The organism is Trinickia sp. (assembly GCF_036503415.1).
Lineage (GTDB): Bacteria > Pseudomonadota > Gammaproteobacteria > Burkholderiales > Burkholderiaceae > Trinickia.
Genome location: NZ_DASXWY010000064.1, coordinates 1 through 17,558, shown reverse-complemented (window position 1 = coordinate 17,558; position 17,558 = coordinate 1). Strand labels below are relative to the sequence as shown.

The 17,558-nt window shown below is 65.3% G+C and carries 11 protein-coding genes; 7 read left to right on the top strand and 4 right to left on the bottom strand.

Annotation, left to right across the window (positions count from 1 at the left end; genetic code table 11):
• Positions 1-35 precede the first annotated feature (35 nt).
• The 3 genes from glgB to VGL01_RS09090 are packed head-to-tail and all read right to left on the bottom strand — an operon-like array spanning position 36 to position 9,218.
• Complete coding sequence (gene glgB, locus VGL01_RS09100; RefSeq protein WP_331568530.1) at positions 36-2,279, bottom strand: 1,4-alpha-glucan branching protein GlgB; 2,244 nt, start codon at positions 2,277-2,279, stop codon at positions 36-38.
• Between the two features lie 17 nt (positions 2,280-2,296).
• The gene (treS, locus tag VGL01_RS09095; protein WP_331568529.1) at positions 2,297-5,761 is read right to left on the bottom strand and encodes a maltose alpha-D-glucosyltransferase; all 3,465 of its coding nucleotides are present in this window, start codon (positions 5,759-5,761) and stop codon (positions 2,297-2,299) included.
• Positions 5,751-9,218, bottom strand: coding sequence for a maltotransferase domain-containing protein (locus VGL01_RS09090; RefSeq protein ID WP_331568528.1), 3,468 nt, complete (start codon positions 9,216-9,218; stop codon positions 5,751-5,753). The genes treS and VGL01_RS09090 overlap by 11 nt, the downstream gene beginning before the upstream one ends.
• Before the next feature lie 561 nt (positions 9,219-9,779).
• Between VGL01_RS09090 and VGL01_RS09085 the strand changes: the two genes are divergently transcribed.
• From VGL01_RS09085 to VGL01_RS09065, 5 genes are all read left to right on the top strand, one after another.
• A complete protein-coding gene (locus VGL01_RS09085) occupies positions 9,780-10,331 on the top strand; it encodes a sugar dehydrogenase complex small subunit (protein ID WP_331568527.1) in 552 nt (183 codons plus the stop codon).
• An 18-nt stretch (positions 10,332-10,349) separates the two neighbouring features.
• A complete protein-coding gene (locus VGL01_RS09080; RefSeq protein WP_331568526.1) occupies positions 10,350-11,951 on the top strand; it encodes a GMC family oxidoreductase in 1,602 nt (533 codons plus the stop codon).
• A 42-nt stretch (positions 11,952-11,993) separates the two neighbouring features.
• Entirely contained in the window at positions 11,994-13,751 is a 1,758-nt protein-coding gene (locus VGL01_RS09075) for a c-type cytochrome (protein WP_331568524.1), read from the top strand.
• 48 nt (positions 13,752-13,799) lie between these two features.
• Positions 13,800-14,537: a metallophosphoesterase gene (locus VGL01_RS09070; RefSeq protein ID WP_331568522.1), complete on the top strand. Its 738-nt coding sequence runs from the start codon at positions 13,800-13,802 to the stop codon at positions 14,535-14,537.
• A gap of 150 nt (positions 14,538-14,687) precedes the next feature.
• A complete protein-coding gene (locus VGL01_RS09065) occupies positions 14,688-15,143 on the top strand; it encodes a GNAT family N-acetyltransferase (protein ID WP_331568520.1) in 456 nt (151 codons plus the stop codon).
• A gap of 53 nt (positions 15,144-15,196) precedes the next feature.
• On the opposite strand, the gene VGL01_RS09060 is transcribed toward VGL01_RS09065, so the two are convergent.
• A complete protein-coding gene (locus VGL01_RS09060; protein WP_331568518.1) occupies positions 15,197-16,060 on the bottom strand; it encodes a LysR family transcriptional regulator in 864 nt (287 codons plus the stop codon).
• Positions 16,061-16,155: 95 nt separating this feature from the next.
• Here VGL01_RS09060 and VGL01_RS09055 point away from each other — a divergent pair, with 95 nt between their 5' ends.
• Positions 16,156-16,542 carry a tautomerase family protein gene (locus VGL01_RS09055; RefSeq protein ID WP_331568517.1) on the top strand — a complete coding sequence of 129 codons (387 nt, stop codon included), beginning with the start codon at positions 16,156-16,158 and terminating at the stop codon, positions 16,540-16,542.
• Between the two features lie 83 nt (positions 16,543-16,625).
• Positions 16,626-17,543 (top strand): TOBE domain-containing protein, encoded by a 918-nt coding sequence (locus VGL01_RS09050; RefSeq protein WP_331568516.1) that lies wholly within the window; start codon positions 16,626-16,628, stop codon positions 17,541-17,543.
• The last annotated feature ends 15 nt before the right edge of the window (positions 17,544-17,558 follow it).

Sequence of the window (17,558 nt, the reverse complement as noted above, 5' to 3'; positions counted from 1 at the left end):
GTTCATATGGTTCGTATCGTGGGGTGCCGCTCACGTCAGTTCGCGCGCAGCACGATCGTCGCGAGCGGCGGCAGCGTCAGCACCAGCGACTGAGGCTTGCCGTGACTCGCGACGTTTTCGGTCACGGCGACACCGCCGTTACCGACATTCGATCCTCCGTAGATGTCCGCGTCGGTATTGATGATCTCGTGCCACGGGCCCGCACGCTGCATGCCTATTCGATAGCCGTGACGGGGGACCGGCGTGAAGTTGCAGACCACGGCGACCTCCCTGCCGGCGCCGTCGCAGCGCCGGTACGCGAACACGCTGTTTGCGCTGTCGTCGCCGACGAGCCATTCGAAGCCGCCCGGCTCCGAATCGAGCGCATGCAGTGCCGGCTCCGCGGCATACAGACGGTTGAGGTCGCGTACGAGCAGTTGCACGCCGCGGTGCATCGGGTCGTCGATCAGATGCCAGCGCGGCGAGCCGTCGTGATCGAACTCGGTGTCCTGCGCAAACTCGCCGCCCATGAAGAGCAGCTTCTTGCCGGGATGGGTCCACATGAAGCCGAAATACGCACGCAGATTGGCGAAGCGCTGCCACCGGTCGCCCGGCATTTTGCCGAGGAGCGAACCCTTGCCGTGTACGACTTCGTCGTGCGAAAGCGGCAGTACGAAACGCTCGGAATACGCGTAGACCATACCGAACGTCATGTTGTGATGGTGGTAGCGTCGATAGACCGGGTCTTCCTGCACGTAGTGCAGCGTGTCGTGCATCCAACCCATGTTCCATTTGAAATTGAAGCCGAGTCCGCCATCTTCGACGCGCGCCGTGACGCCGGGCCATGCCGTCGATTCCTCCGCGATGGTGATCGCACCGGGTACCCCCGGTGCGTAGCCCACTTCGTGATTGACGCGTTTGAGGAACGCGATGGCTTCGAGATTCTCGCGGCCGCCGTAGATATTGGGCACCCATTGGCCTTCGGCGCGCGAATAATCGCGATAGAGCATCGAAGCCACGGCGTCCACGCGCAATCCGTCGACGTGATAGCGCAGCAGCCAGGCGAGGGCGGAAGCGATGAGGAACGCGCTGACCTCGTGGCGACCGAGGTTGTAGATCATCGTGTTCCAGTCCTGATGGTAGCCCTCGCGTGGATCGGCATGCTCGTAGAGCGGGGTGCCGTCGAATGCCGCGAGACCGTGCGCATCGTTCGGGAAGTGCGCGCTGACCCAGTCGAGAATGACGCCGAGGCCCGCTTCGTGCGCGCGATTGACGAATTCCGCGAAACCTTCCGGCGGCCCGAAGCGGGCCGACGGGGCGAACGGCGAAAGCGGCTGGTAACCCCAGGAACCGCCGAACGGATGCTCCGCGATCGGCAGGAATTCGACATGCGTGAAGCCCATGTCGAGCGCGTAGGGGATCAGCCGCTCGGCGAGCTCGGACCAGTTCAGCCCGCGATGCCCTGCTTCATCGATGCGCAGCCACGATTCGGGATGCACCTCGTAGATCGAAATCGGCGCGTCGGGTGTTTGCAACGATCCACGGTTCGCAATCCATGCGCCGTCGGTCCAGCGAAATTGCTCGATACGCTCCACATCGGCCACGACCGATGCGGTTGCCGGTGTGCGCTCCGTTTGCATGGCGCAAGGATCGGCCTTCAGCGGCAGCGTGTGGCCGTCTCTCGCGATGATTTCGTATTTGTAGGTCGCGCCTGCCGCGAGGCGCGGAACGAAGAGCTCCCATACCCCGGCGACGTGCCTGAGCCGCATGGGGTGACGACGGCCGTCCCATGCATTGAATTCGCCGACGACCGAGACACGCCGCGCATTGGGTGCCCACACGGCAAAACGCACCCCCGGTATGCCGTCTTGCGTGCACGGCCGCGCGCCGAGGCACTGTATGACTGCGTAGGGATCCGCCCGCGCGAGCCGTTGCAGTGCGTCTTCGTCGAGCACGGGCCCGAACGAGTAGGTGTCCTCGATCTCTTGCTCGACACCATGCCAGTCGATGCGCAGTCTGTAGGGGACGGCGCGCTCGACGAAGCCCGCGAAGAGGCCGCCCGCGGCGATCTCGGAGAGTTGGCCGAGCACAGCGCCGCTCGCGCGGTCGACGACAGCCACGTGCGCCGCGCCGGGCAGCAGGACGCGCACGACATGGCCCGCGCTCGTCGAATGCATGCCGAGCCGCGAGAACGGATCGGGATGGCGGGCGTCCACGAGCGCCTCGATGTCGACGGGATCGAGCCCGATCGACGGATTGCGGTCGGCACCGGAGTGGCGGGGGAAGGATGTATCGTTCATGAGTACACCGAAGCAAATCAAGGCGACGCGGGCGAGCCGTCGGCGTGGCCGTCGTCACCCGCTGCGCTGGTTTTGCCGCCGCCGCTGCCGGCTCCGGACACCGGTACGCCGATCAGCCGGTCTGCGAGCGCGGCAAGGCCGCGCACGGGCAGCGCCAGCCAGGTCGGCCGATTGGCGGCTTCGTAGCGGACCTCGTAGGCGGCTTTCTCGATCAGGAAAAGATCGAGCAGGGCGGCCTGCGTCTCCTCGGTGACGAGCGGTTTCACCGCTTGGTCGATCGCCTCGCGATAGCCGGCCAGGAAGGCTTCCTCGCCGCTCGTGCGGAAGCGCTCGAACAGCATGCGCTTGCGATCGGCGGTCGGCGCCGGCGCGTTTTCGAGCGTCGGCTGCGCGGCGGCGCTTGCATAGGAGAGCGAGCGCAGCAGGCCGGCCACGTCGACGAGCGGGCTTCTCTTCATACGCCGCTCCTCGAGCGACCGCGCGGGCTCGCCTTCGAAGTCGATCAGATAGACATCGTTTTGCGCGATCAGCACCTGCCCGAGGTGGAAGTCGCCATGCACGCGAATGCGCAACGCGTCGACGGTCTCGGGAACATGCTTCTCGATCGCCTCGGTGAGCCGTGCGCGAATCGAGACGAGGTGCTCGGCTGCCGCGCGCGTATCGGGCAAAAGATGCTCGCCGGGTTTGGCGAGCTCCGCGGCGAGAACATCGAGCGCGGCCGCCAGCATCGTTTTCACGCCGTCGACCCACCCGCGCACGTCTTTGCGCGTGGCGGGCTCCGGTGCGAAGGCCGGGTTGTCGCTGGGCGCCGCGAGTGCCGCGTGAAGCTCGCCGAGCCGGCGTCCGATCGTTCCAGTGAGGCCGCAATAGGCCGCGAACTTGTCCGCTTCCTGTTCCGGCTCCTCGGTTTCGGCGGCGAGCGCGAGCTCGTCGACGACCCGGCGCAGATAGTCGAGAGCCCAGTTCCACGCGTCGCCCTGGTTTTCGATGAAGCCTTGTAGGAGGACGAGCGTATGCGGTACCCCCTCGGGATCGACACGCACGACTTCGCCGTAAAGCGGTGCCGTGTTGGCGTAGCCGATGTCGGTCAGATAGCGGCTCATCTCCGCTTCGGGGTGAACGCCGCCGACGACGCGCCGCACGAGCTTGAGCACGACGCGCTCGGCCACGATCAGCGAGCTGTTGCTCTGCTCCGCGGCCAGCCAGCGGATCTCCGCGGATTCGCCGATATCCTCGAGTTCGTCGAAGCGTGCAGTCGGCGCGAAACGGATTTCGCTCTTTTGGACCGTCTGCACGATGGCGCGCTCGCGCAGTTTTTTCAGTACGCCATGCGCGAACTGCGGCAGCGCGAACGCATCGGTCAGATGTCCGATGTTGCGCCCACGTCGCACACGAGCGAGCGCGAGCTGCATGAAGAGCGGCACGGTGGTATCCGAGCCCCAGGTGATGCCGAGCGGCAGCACGTAGCGCTCGGTATGGCTGCCGACATCGGCTTCGATTTCCGTGAAGGCGAAACCGGCATCGGGAATGGTGGTGAGGGCGGCGAGCCGGACTGCCTTGAGCTTCTGGTCCTTGGAGGCGAACCAGCGCCGACGGCTCAGATACGACGGCAGCACTTCCGATTCGAGCAGCCGCACGTTTTCGGGAGTCGGTCCCGTCTGCTCGGACCGAATGACGAGCGTGACGAATTCCGGCAGTTGCTCGGAACCGGGCTGGCTCCACGACGGACGGTCCTCGCGCGAGCACAGCGAGAACCAGAGGAAGCCGTAGGGTGGGAACGTCAGCAGATAGCTGAGCTGCCCGATGGCCGGAAAGACCGAATCGGCCGTCATTTCGACGGGGACGCGTCCGGCAAACTCCGACAGATCCAGCTCGACGGCCTGCGGCGCGCGCGAAAGATTCGCGACGCAAAGGATCGGCGGCTGCCCTTCGAGCTCGCGCAGGTAAGCCAGAATCTTGCGATTCGCGGGCCGCAGGAAGCGGATGCTGCCGCGCCCGAACGTGTGGGCCGAACGGCGCGTCGCGAGCATCCGGCGCGTCCAATTGAGCAGCGAGTGCGGATCGCGCGTTTGCGCTTCGACGTTGACTGCGTCGAAGCCGTAGAGCGAACCCATCAACGGCGGCAGTACCAGTTGCTCGGGATCGGCCCGCGAAAATCCGCCGTTGCGGTCGGACGACCACTGCATCGGCGTGCGCACGCCATCGCGGTCGCCGAGATGGATGTTGTCGCCCATGCCGAGCTCGTCGCCGTAATAGATGACGGGCGTGCCCGGCATCGACAGCAGCAGCGAATTGATGAGTTCGATGCGGCGGCGGTCGCGTTCCATGAGCGGAGCGAGCCGCCTGCGGATGCCGAGATTGAGCCGCGCGCGACGATCGCTCGCATAGGTGTTCCACAGATAGTCGCGCTCGGAATCGGTCACCATCTCGAGCGTGAGCTCGTCGTGGTTGCGCAGGAAGATGGCCCACTGGCAAGTGGGCGGCAACTCAGGGGTTTGCCGCATGATGTCGGTGATCGGGAATCGGTCCTCGCTCGCGATCGCCATGTAAAGACGCGGCATCAGCGGGAAGTTGAATGCCATGTGGCATTCGTCTTCGTTGCCGAAGTACTCCTGCACGTCCTCGGGCCACTGATTCGCTTCGGCAAGCAGCATCCGGTTCGGATACTCCGCATCGATCGTCGCGCGAATGCGCTTCAGGATCGCGTGCGTCTCCGGCAAATTCTCGTTGTTGGTCCCTTCGCGCTCTACGAGGTACGGTACGGCGTCGAGCCGCAGCCCGTCGATGCCCATGTCGAGCCAGAAGCGCATGACCTGCAGCACTTCGCGCATCACGGCGGGATTGTCGAAATTCAGATCGGGCTGGTGCGAATAGAAGCGGTGCCAGTAATACGCATTCGCGACCGGGTCGTGCGTCCAGTTCGACGGCTCAGTGTCGATGAAGATGATGCGCGTGCCGGCGTACTTCTTGTCCGTATCGGACCAGACATAGTAATTGCGATAGTTCGAGCCCGGTTTGGCGCGCCGCGCCCGCTGAAACCACGGGTGCTGATCCGACGTATGGTTGATGACGAGTTCGGTCACGACACGGATGCCGCGCGCGTGGGCACCCTGGATGAAGCGGCGCACATCGGCGAGCGTGCCGTAATCGGGGTGCACGTCGCGGTAATCGGCGATGTCGTAGCCATCGTCGCGGCGCGGAGAAGGATAGAACGGCAGCAGCCAGATCGTATCGACGCCGAGACCGGCAATGTAGTCGAGCTTCGCGATGAGGCCCGGAAAGTCGCCGACTCCGTCGTTGTTCGCATCGAAAAACGACTTCACGTGCACTTGATAGATGATCGCGTCCCGGTACCAGAGCGGATCGTCCGTCAGCGGCGATTGCTTTGCGCGACGGCGGGCCCGCTCGCGCTTGCGGCTCGCGTCCGGGGCACGGTCGGCCTCGGCGGTGGCCGGGTCGACGTGATGATCTTCACGCTTCATGATGGGTCTCCGCGGCGGCGGGCCGGCCATGTTCGAGCTGCGCGCGCGTATCGCGCGGCAACCCCGCTGCAGGCGCGATGCGCAGGATCGCGAACGGCAGCGTGTCGGGCTCGATCCGGATGTGCTGATGGCGGCCACGCCATTCGAAGCGTGCGCCGCTGACGAGATCGGTCACGGCCAGTGCATCCCCGTCGAGCATGTGCCAGTGAGCGAAGGTGTGCCACGGCAGCTCGACATCCGCCTCCTGCGGCGAAAACGGATCGAGGCAGATGGCGACGAGGATCACGTTGTCGCGCGCTGGGGTCGCCTTTTCGAAAAAGAGAATGCGCTCGTTGTGCGCGCTCAGGAACGTGAGTCCGAGATGCGTTTGCAAGGCGCGGTTGGCGCGGCGGATCCGATTGAGTGTCGTGACGACATCGACGATGTTGCCGGGCCTGTCCCAATCCCAGGCACGCAGCTGATACTTCTCGGAATCGAGATACTCCTCGCTGTTGGGCAGCGCCTTCGATTCGCAGAGCTCGAACCCGCTGTATACGCCCCATAGTCCCGAGAGCGTCGCCGCGAGCGCGGCCCGGATCATGAACCCCGCTCGCCCCGACGCTTGCAGGTGACGCGGGTTGATATCGGGCGTATTGACGAAAAAGTGCGGGCGGAAGAATTCGCGCACGTTCGTCTGCGTGAGCTCGGTCAGGTAGTCGGTGAAGTCGCGCTTCGATTCGCGCCACGTGAAGTACGTGTACGACTGCGAAAAGCCGATCTTCGCCAACCGGTACATCAGACGAGGACGCGTAAATGCCTCGGACAGGAAGATGACATCGGGATGCGCCGCGCGGATATCGGCGATCATCCATTCCCAGAACGGCAACGGCTTCGTATGGGGGTTGTCGACGCGAAAAATCCGTACGCCCGCATCGATCCAGAACCGGATGATGTCGCGCAGCGCGAGCCACAATCCGGGCTTCGCATCGTGCGCGTAGAACTCCGGGTTCACGATGTCCTGGTACTTCTTCGGCGGATTCTCGGCGTAGCGCAGCGAGCCGTCGGGGCGCCAGGCGAACCACGAGGCATGCTCGGCGAGCCACGGGTGATCGGGCGAGCACTGGATCGCAAAGTCGAGCGCGATTTCGAGGCCGTGCTCGTGCGCGGCAGCCAGCATGCGCTTGAAGTCGTCGAGCGTGCCGAGCTCGGGATGAACCGCCGTATGCCCGCCTTCCTGGCCTCCTATCGCGTAGGGGCTGCCCACGTCGCCGGGCTGCGCGTTCAGCGTATTGTTGCGGCCCTTTCGATTCGTTTTACCGATGGGGTGAATCGGCGGGAAGTAGAGTACGTCGAACCCCATGTCGCGTACGCGCGGCAGCTTTGCGATGACATCGTCGAAGGTACCGTGACGCGCGGGATCGTCGCTCATCGAGCGCGGGAAGATTTCGTACCAACTGCCGAAGCGGGCCGCGGACCGTTCCGCGTCGATGCGGTAAATCACCGGGTCGCGCGAAAGAAACGGGCGGTGGCGGGCCAGCGCAACGGCGCTTTCCGTTTCCGGCGAGAGCACGATGTCGAGCCGAGCCGCCGGGTTGGCCTGCGCGAATCGCCGGGCCAACTCCTTGAGGCGCGCGATCGCATCGCGCTGCGCTTCTTGGGCGTCATGCTGATCCCGATGCGGATCGGCGTCGGCCGTATCGGCTGTCTGAGCCTCGGCCAGCACGCGGGCGAGCAGATGACGGGCTTCTTCGAGCTCGAGATCGACCGCCTGATCGGCTTTCAGTTTTTTGCGGATGTGATCGACCAGCGAGGCGAAATCGTCGCGCCATGCGATCACCGTGAATTCATACCGCCCGACGCGCCCCAGCGCGATCTGCGCGCGCCAAAGGTCGAGTCCCGCGGGTTCGGCCGGGACCATCCGCGTCTCGCGCCACTTGGGCTCATCGGCGGCACGCCAGATGACCGCTGCCGCAATCTTGTCGTGTCCTTCGCCGAAGATCGCCGCGCTGATCTCGATCGGCTCGCCCACGACGCGCTTTGCGACGAAGCGGCCGCCGTCGATGGAAGGCGACACGCTTTCGATCGCAACGCGCGGCGCCGCGATCGCTTCCGTAACGGCTGCCGTCGCCGCGCGTTTCGTAGCATGACGCGCGCTCACGCACGGGCTCGCGACGGCGCGCAACAGCCGTGTTTCCCCGGGCGCGAGCGTGAACGGGTCGAGCGGCTCGGCCGGTGCCGTGCAGGGCTGGACGAGCGGCTTGAATAACGTCAGGTTGCCGGGCACGCCGTCGAGAAGTTGCCCCGGATCGACGAATGCCGGCGCGCTGAGGTCCGGGTTGGCCAGCAGCAGTGCCCCCTCGCGCGCATCGCGCAAGTCGGCGGATTCTCCGCGCAGCAATGCGGCCACGTGCGCGCCGGCGCTCGAAAGGGCTCGCAACTCGCCCACCGTCGCCAAAAGAGGCGTTTGCTGGAGCATGCGGTTGGTTTGCGCGATGTACTCGCTCAGATCGAAGCGGCCCGCGTCGAGAGCCGCCCGGTAGGCCGAGGGGCTGCCCGAACGGTACGAGAACGGCTCGTCGATGCCGCGCTCGAAGCCCATCGGCACGAGCCAGCCGGTGCCCAGTGCGGCACATGCATCGATCGCGCGCCGGTACGCGCGCTCGATCGCCACCGCGTCGGTCGAACCCGTGTAGTCATTGGCGAGGCGTGGTCCATACGGCGCCTCCGGAAAAGCGATCGGTGCGCCGATGCGCGCGAGCGCGGCGTGTTCTTCCACGAGCCAGTCTTGACGGAAGTCCCACCATCGGACCGACGAGAAGACGCTGTCGAATCCCGCGCGCTCGAGACGCGCGAGGTCGCCGCGCGCGAGGCCCGGCGTTGCGGCCAGCAAGCGCGTTTCGGGGTGGCGGGCACGCAGCGCGGCGCCCAGTTCGCGCCAGACATCGGCGCTGACCCGGTGCGGCGAATCGAAACGAAATCCCGCCACGCCGGCCTGTGCGAGCGCGGTGAGCCGCTCGCTCCACCAGGCGCCGAGTTCCGCGGCGGCGCGTGCGTCGTCGAAGTCCGCATGGGCGGCATGATCCACGCGAGGCGCGTGCCGTGGATCGAGCTTCCACTCGTCGATCTCGGAACGACGAAACCACTCGCCGTGATCGCGCACGAGCGCGCCGTTGGCGGCGACGCGATCGAGTACGACATCGACGAGCAACGCGAGACCGTTGGCGCGGGCATCACGCGCAAGACGCCCGAGCGCCGTGTTCGCATCGTCCGCGCTCGCGAACGCGGGATGAAGCCGGTCGTGGTCGGAGACGAGATAGAGATGGCCCGCTTCGTCGGGCGCGAAAGGCGAGCCGATCAGGACGTGATCGAACCCGAGCGCGGCCGCGCGCTCGAATTGGGCCGGCCACGCGTCGAGGTGCCCAACGAGAAGGGGGTGAATGAAGTAGATCCGCGGCGCATACGTTTGACGTCGTTCCATCGGTCGATTCCAGGTCGTCCGGCGGTGTGGATGCACGCGGCTCGCGCGCGATCGCATCGCCATAGAAGGTGGCGCTCGAGGCGCGCCGGGACGGGAGGCATCGGCCCGGGACCTCGGCGGCGCTTGCGCGCGAACGAGAGCAACGCAAGCAGGTTGCATGCCGCGGTGGCGGGACGGCGCGCCCATGTCGGCGCGAATCGTCGATGGAGACCAGTATGCGCGCGTTGGCCGCGGATGTGAGGTGTTTCGCGCACCGCGAGCGGCGCTTGCGGCCGGCGCCGGCCGGAGCGCGTAAATCTGTCGTGCCGCGCTGGCGCGTTTTTACATCGGATGCCGATTTGGCGCGTATTCGCCCCATCCGGATGCGCGAAGCATTATCCGACGATTGTCGAATGCAGCCGAGACGGCTATATTTCGTCGCTGTGGGCGCCGCCCGCGCATCTCGCACGATCTCGCATAATGAAAGACCGCCAGTTCAAGGGCGGCGCCAAGACCGGATTCGGGGGCGACCTGCAACGCCGGCGCGTGCCGGCAGGGTCACGATCAGACCTTGGAGCCCACATGACAGATGCCCGAGAGAGCCGGCGCCGCAACGCGCCGGCGGCTTTCGCCCGTAGAACGTTCGTGCTCGGCACGTCCGCCTTCGCGAGTGCGCTATCGATCGCCGCGGTGCTGGGCCTGCCGTTCGGCACCCGCTCGGCGTTCGCATTCTCGCCCCCGGCGGGCGGCGGGTTCGATGCGTTCGTCGCGTTGACGAAGGAGCTGTGCGGACGAAGTCAGCTCGATCCCGCGCTCGGCAAGCGCATCTACGAAGCACTCGTCAAGACCGACAGCGCGTTCACGCAAAACGTCGCCGCGATCAATACGTGGCTCAAATCGCACGGCGGTGTGCCGCGCGATACCGTGACGGCAGCGCTGCGGGCCGCGGAGCCGCCGCTCGCGAAGACAGTCGGCCAGATCATGCGCGCGTGGTACCTCGGTCTAGTCGGCGAGTCGCCCACCGTGAAAGTGCTCGCCTACGAAAGAGCCCTGATGTTCGATCCCGTCAAAGACGTGCTGACCGTGCCGTCGTACTGCCGGGACGTGCCGTTTTACTGGACGCGCAAGCCTTAGCCGAACCTACTACAACACATGGCAAACAACCCTTCTGCCGATGTCGTCGTAGTCGGCTCCGGTGTGGCAGGCAGTCTCGTTGCGCATCAGCTCGCGTTGGCGGGCGCGTCGGTCATTCTCCTCGAAGCGGGGCCGCGCCTCGCTCGCTGGCAGATCGTCGAGAACTTCCGCAACTCGCCTGCCAAGGCGGACTTCGCGACCCCCTACCCGTCGATGCCCTATGCACCGCATCCCGAGTATTCGCCGCCGAACAACTATTTGATTCAGAAGGGAGAGTATCCGTACGAATCGCAATACCTGCGGCTCGTCGGGGGCACGACCTGGCACTGGGCCGCCGCTGCGTGGCGTCTGTTGCCCTCCGATTTCAAGTTGAAGACGCTGTTCGGCGTCGGCCGCGACTGGCCGTTTCCGTACGAAACGCTGGAGCCTTGGTACTACGCGGCTGAGGTCGAGCTCGGTGTGTCCGGCCCCGAGCCGTCGGTCGATCTCGGGTCCCCGCGCGCCAAGCCTTATCCGATGCCGGCGCTGCCGCTCTCGTTCATGGATGCGCGGTTTGCCGAAGTGCTCAACGCCAACGCCTTCAAGGTGGTGTCCGAACCGGTCGCGCGCAATAGCCAGCCCTACGACGCGCGTCCCACCTGTTGCGGCAACAACAACTGCATGCCGATCTGCCCCATCGCGGCGATGTACAACGGCATCGTGCATGCCGAGAAAGCCGAGCGCGCGGGCGCTCAGCTCGTGCCGCAGGCGGTGGTCTATCGAGTAGAAGCCGACGACAAGGGGCTCATCTCCGCCGTGCATTACAAGGACCCTTCGGGCGGGACGACGCGCGTGACGGGCAAGTTCTTCGTTCTTGCGGCGAACGGTATCGAGACACCGAAGCTGATGCTGATGTCGACGAGCGACAAGTTTCCGCACGGCGTCGGCAACCGCTCCGATCAGGTCGGCCGCAATTTGATGGATCACCCGGGCACCGGTGTGAGCTTCCTCGCGAACGAGGCGTTGTGGCCCGGGCGCGGGCCGATGGAAATGACATCGGTCGTCAACTTCAGGGATGGCGCTTTCCGCTCGGAGTACGCCGCCAAGAAGCTGCACCTGTCGAACGGCGTGTCGACGATGGCGGTGACGGCCGCATTGTTGCAGGCGGGGCTGACCGGCGCCGAACTCGACCGGCAGATCCGCGATCGCGCATCGCGCACGCTCACCATCAACAGCTTCCACGAAATCCTGCCCGAACCGGGCAATCGGATCGTGCCGTCGGCCGACCGTAAGGATGCGCTCGGCATTCCGCAGCCGGAGATTTACTACGCCATCGGCGAGTACGTGAAGAAAAGCGCGGCGCACACGCACGAGGTGTATGCGCAGATCGCGGCGCTGTTCGGCGGCACGGAAGTTACGTTCGACGATCGCTTCGCGCCCAACAACCACATCATGGGGACGACGATCATGGGCGCCGATCCGGCGGACTCGGTCGTCGACGCCGATTGCCGCACGCACGATCACCAGAACCTTTTCCTTGCGACGAGCGGCGTGATGCCGAGCGCCGCATCGGTCAACTGCACGCTGACGATTGCTGCGTTGGCGCTACGCCTTGCGGACAAGCTCAAGCATGAACTCTAGTGCGGACACAGCACTTGGCACGCCGACCCGATGGGACTCCCGATGACGAACCCGCGACCTCGCTCCGATCCAGCCGGTATGGGCCACGAAGCGGCAAGGCGTGCGCGGAGGCGGTTGCGGCGCGTTGCCACGGTCGCCACCGCGTTTTGCGGATTTGCGTTGTATCTCGCCTGGCATGCGTCGGTCGATGCCGATCTGTCGCCGGCCGATGAGTTGCCGCTTTCGGTCGCGCAGGCGCAAGGACCCGATGCGGCGCTTGCCGCCTCGTCACGTTCGGGTACGGTAGCGGCGCCGGTGCACGCGGCGTCGCCGTCTTCCGGCGCGATCGAGAGCTCCGGTGTATCCAACGCATCTGCCGCATCTGCCGCATCTGCCGCATCGACGAGCGAACCGCCGACAGCGAGCACGCCCGCGGCGGCGGTGCCGGTGTCGAACGTGGCGAACGTGGCGGGCTCGGCGTCATCGTCGGCTTCGATGACGACGTCGGCTTCGACTGCAGTGGCGAGCGCACCGACGCCGACGGAATCGCCCTCCGGCGCGCCGGGTCCCGAGGGTGCATCGGCCGATGCCGCAACGATCGCCCCCACCTTTACGCAAGCCGACGCGGAAAGTGCCGACCTGGTGAAGCGCGGCGCCTATCTGACCCGCGCGGGCGACTGCATTGCGTGCCATACGGCCGACAAGAGCCGGCCTTACGCGGGGGGATTGCCGATCGGTACGCCGTTCGGGACGATCTATACGCCCAACATCACGCCCGATCCCGATACGGGCATCGGCCGGTGGACCGACGCCGACTTCGTGCGGGCCATGCACGAAGGGGTCGGCAAGGGCGGGGAGCATCTCTATCCCGCCTTCCCCTACACGGAGTACACACGTATTGCCGAACGCGACGTGTTGGCGATTCGCGCCTATCTGAACACACTGACGCCCGTTCATTACACGCCGCCGCGCAACGACCTCAAGTTCCCGTTCAATCAGCGGTGGTTGCTGTTCTTCTGGAAGCTCTTCAATTTCCATGAGGGCCGCTTCGTCCCCGATCCGAAGCAAAGTCCGCAATGGAACCGCGGTGCGTATCTGGTCGAAGGGCTCGCGCATTGCGAGGAGTGCCACACGCCCCGCAACTTCATGCAAGGGCTGAAGACGAGCGGTCGGCTTTCGGGCGAAGTGCAGGCAGGTTGGCACGCATTCAACATCACACCCGACAAGACGTCCGGCATTGGCAACTGGGGCGACGACGACCTCGTGCACTATCTGTCCGTCGGCGTTGCGCCGGGCCGCGCCAATGCGGCAGGGCCGATGGCGGAGGTGGTCGCCGACAGCACCCAGTTTCTGACCAACGAGGACTTGCGCTCGATCGGCGTGTATTTGCGTTCGGTGCCACCTGTCGCTGGCGGCGACGCCCGCCCGCGCGATCAGTGGGGCAAACCTGCCGACGATGTAACGCAATTACGCGGTACGTCGCCTGTCGGCGTGAACGGCGCCCAGCTTTTCGTCGGCAACTGTGCGAGTTGTCACGACTGGACCGGCCGCGGCATCGGTGGTGACGCTGCGTTGGCTTACCCGTCGCTGATTCATAACTCCGTAGTGGGCGCAAATAATGCTTCCAACCTCGCGTTGGTGGTGCTGCATGGCGTGGTGCGCAAGACGAAGCACGCAAACGTGTTGATGCCCGGCTTCGGCGATCAACTGAACGACGAGCAGATCGCGGCGATCGTGAACTACGTCACGCAGCACTTCGGCGATCCGCGCGCCACGTTGACGGCCGGCGACGTGGCGCAATTGCGCGCGCAGCAGCAATAGGAAATTGCATTGCGGGGCGCGGCAACGCGCACGAGCATAAGATGCGGTATGGAAACTGAAAACATTCCCCTCGTTTGCCGGCATGAATCGAATACGGCAGGCCGCGATTTCGTGGTCGGCGATCTGCATGGCTGCGTGGACGCGCTGCGCTATCTACTGCGCGAAATCGAGTTCGACGGCACACGGGACCGGCTCTTTTCGGTCGGCGATCTCGTCGATCGAGGCAGCCAGTCGGAGGCAGCGCTGGCGCTGCTCGACAAGCCGTGGTTCTATCCCGTGCTCGGTAACCACGAGGAAGCTTTGTGTCTCGTAGCGGAAGGCGGCATGCGCCGTAGCTGGTGGCATGGCATCGGCGGCGACTGGGCCGACGATTTGTCGGACGAAACGCTCCAGGAGTATGCACGGCGTTTGCGCACGCTGCCGCTCGCGCGGGTCGTCGGTGCGGGGATGCGGCGTTTCAATATCGTGCATGCGGAATTCTTCGGCTCCGACCTCGACCTCGATTCGGGCGCCTTCACCGAGCGCGTCAGACAGCAAATGCTGTGGGGCCGTGAACTTGCGCTCGGCAACGGCGATCCGGCGCGACAGGCGGGTTTATCGCTGACTTATTGCGGCCACACGCCGATGCGCGAAATGGGGCGCATCGGCTCTCAGGTCTTCATCGATACCGGCGCATTCGCCGTGACGGGCAAGCTGACCATCACCGAGGCGCTGACGCCACGCGCATGGTCCGTATCGGTCGAAACCGCCCTGGCGGAGGGCGCGTCTCATATGGCGTTGCCCTGAATCGCCCAGGATTCGCGTCTGAAGACGCAAGGGCACCCTCGGTTTCGATATTGACGTCCTCGCTGCGCGGTGCCCATCGCTGCGGTAGATTGTGGTGTCGCAGTCCGCGGCTGAGCCGCGAGCCACCATCGAAACAATGGAGCCAACCGGATGACCGTCACGATACGGAAAGCGCAGGCGCGTGACGCCTCGCGCTGGCGCGAGCTGTGGGACGGCTACACGCGCTTTTACGAACGCACCCCGTCGGACGAAGTGACGCACCATGCCTGGGCGCGCATTCTGGATCCGAGCTCGCCGGTCCAAGCGATCGTTGCCGAGCGCGACGACGGCTTCGTCATCGGCATCGCCAACTACCTCGTGCATGAGAGCACCTCGCAGCTGAGGCCGATTTGCTATCTGCAGGATTTATTCGTCGATCCGGCGATTCGTGGCGAAGGCATCGGCGGGCAGTTGATCGACTGGCTCGTCGACGAGGCGAAGCGCAAGGGTTGGTCGCGACTCTATTGGAATACGAAGGAGAACAACTACCGCGCTCGCGCGCTGTATGACCGCTATACGCCGCATAGCGGTTTCGTGCGCTACGTGATCGACTTCCCGGCGAACTGAACCCGAACCGAGCCGCCGGCTTGATGCGTCCGGCGGCCCGTGGGGTACGCGCCTCAACTTCGCGCCAGTCCCGCCGCGAGAATGCGCAGTGCCGAATGAGCGCGCGGCTCGCGCACGCGCGAATGAAGGACGATGTGCGACCGCGGCAACGGCGGCAGTCCCGCGGCGCTGCCGATATCCACGAGGCCGACGGGCGCCACGCGCCGCGCGAGCGCCGATACCGCAAGGCCGGCGGCTACCGCGGCGCCGACGGCCGCGACCCCACCGCCGACGAACGTTTCCTGCCAGGCGATGTGCGCTCGATCCAGCGTTTGCAATGCCACCGAGCGCACGCCGCAAGGACCGGCCAGCGTGGCGATCGGCAACGGGACCCCGGCAGTACGCTTCCAGCCCGGTGCGGCGACCCATACGAGCGGTTCGACGAAAAGTGCCTCGGCATCGCTGCGCGCACGCCATGCCGGCGTTTCGTTGGCCTCGTAGCGCACGATGCAGGCATCGAGTTGCCGCTCGTCGTATTGCGCGAGGAGCGCCGCCGACAGTCCGAGATGCATTTCCACGACGAGTTGCGGATCGTGCCGGTGCAGGCCGGCAACGAGTTGCGGCAGTTGCGGCCCCGAGGCGTGTTCGCTCAGACCGATTCGTAGCCGGGCGCGTTCGGTCCCAAGCGATGTCAGCGCCTGCTCATGTGCATCGAGCAGGCGGCGCGCCGATTCGAGGAACGCATCGCCCGCAGCCGAGAGCCGCACCGAGCGCGGCGTACGCTCGAACAGCGCCTTGCCGAGCTGGGCTTCGAGGCGCTTGATCTTGAGGCTGACCGCTGACTGCGTCGTCTCGAGCATCTCGCCCGCCCGTGTGAAACTGCGCAGGTCCGCGACGTGGACGAACGCCCGAACCGCATCGAGGTCCAATACTTTCATTTTGAAATGAAATAGATGAAATATAGATACATGACTGTTCATTATGATCGAGCGTACTTATTCTGCCTACTCCATCGTTCATTGCGGAGACGGTCATGCCACTCACTCGTATTTCGCTCGGCGCCGGTAAGTCCGACGCCTATCGCGCGGCCTTGGTCGACGGCGTACAACGTGCGCTCGTCGAAACGTTCAACGTTCCGGAGGACGATCAATTCGTCCTCATCAACGAGCACGCCCCCGGGTCCCGGGTCTATAACCGGCACTACCTCGGAATCGAGCGCAGCGACGACTTCGTCGTCATTCAGTTGACCGTCAGCAATACGCGCGGTCTCGAGCAAAAGGAGGCGCTCTACCGGCGCATCGTCGATCTTCTGGCCGAACGGCCGGGCTTGCGGCCGGAAGACGTCTTCATCAATCTCGTGGAGGTGCTGCCGGAAAACTGGTCGTTCGGTCATGGCGTGGCGCAGTACGTCAAGCGTTGAGCCGGTAGGGCAGTGCCGGTGCCTATAATGGGCGGCGCCGATTCACGTTCTTCCGCCAACCTGTTCCTGTTCCCGTCGAGCCCATGAGCGAAGTGCCACCGTCCCGTGCAGCGTCCGATTCCGGCCCGCAGGCGGACGCCCGTGCCGGGGCGTTCGGCCTCGGTGGCTCGCTTTGGCTCAGCGCGGGCGGCGAAACGCTGGCCGGGGCGGCACGCATCGCGTTGCTCGCGGCGATCCGCGAAACGGGCTCCATCACCGGCGCGGCCAAAGCCGTCGGCATCAGCTACAAAGCGGCCTGGGATGCAATCGATGCGATGAACAACCTCGCAGGGGTTGCGCTCGTCGTGCGCGCGACGGGAGGCAAGGGCGGCGGCGGCACGACACTGACCCCGCGCGGCGAACGTCTTATCGAAACGTTCCGCGCCATCGAGCGGGAGCACCGCAAGTTCATCGAGCACGTGAGCGCGGGAATCGAAGACTTCGCCCGCGATTGGGCGTTGATAGGAAGAATCGGTATGAAAACGAGCGCGCGCAATCAGCTGTTCGGAACGATCGTGTCGATCGCACACGGGGCCGTCAACGACGAAGTGACGATGACGCTGCCGGGCGGACAGCAGATCGTGGCGGTGATCACCTGCGAGAGTACCGAAACGCTCGGCTTGACCGCGGGCGCAACGGCTTATGCGCTCGTCAAGGCATCGTGGGTCATGCTTGCCGTCGGCGACCCGGACACCCCGGCGAGCATCGCGCCCTTGCGTCTTTCGGCGCGCAACCAACTGCACGGCCGCATCAGCCAGATCGTTCCCGGCGCCGTGAACGCCGAAGTATCGCTCGTGCTCGATGCCGGCGCTGCCACGGACGATGCGGGAGCGGCGCCGGCTCCCACGGTCGTGACGGCCGTTGTCACGAACGAGAGCGTCCGCGAACTGGGGCTCGCCGTTGGGATGCCCGCTATCGCGGCATTCAAGGCGTCGAGCGTGATTCTCGGAACGGACGGCTGATTTGCAGCGGGTCGC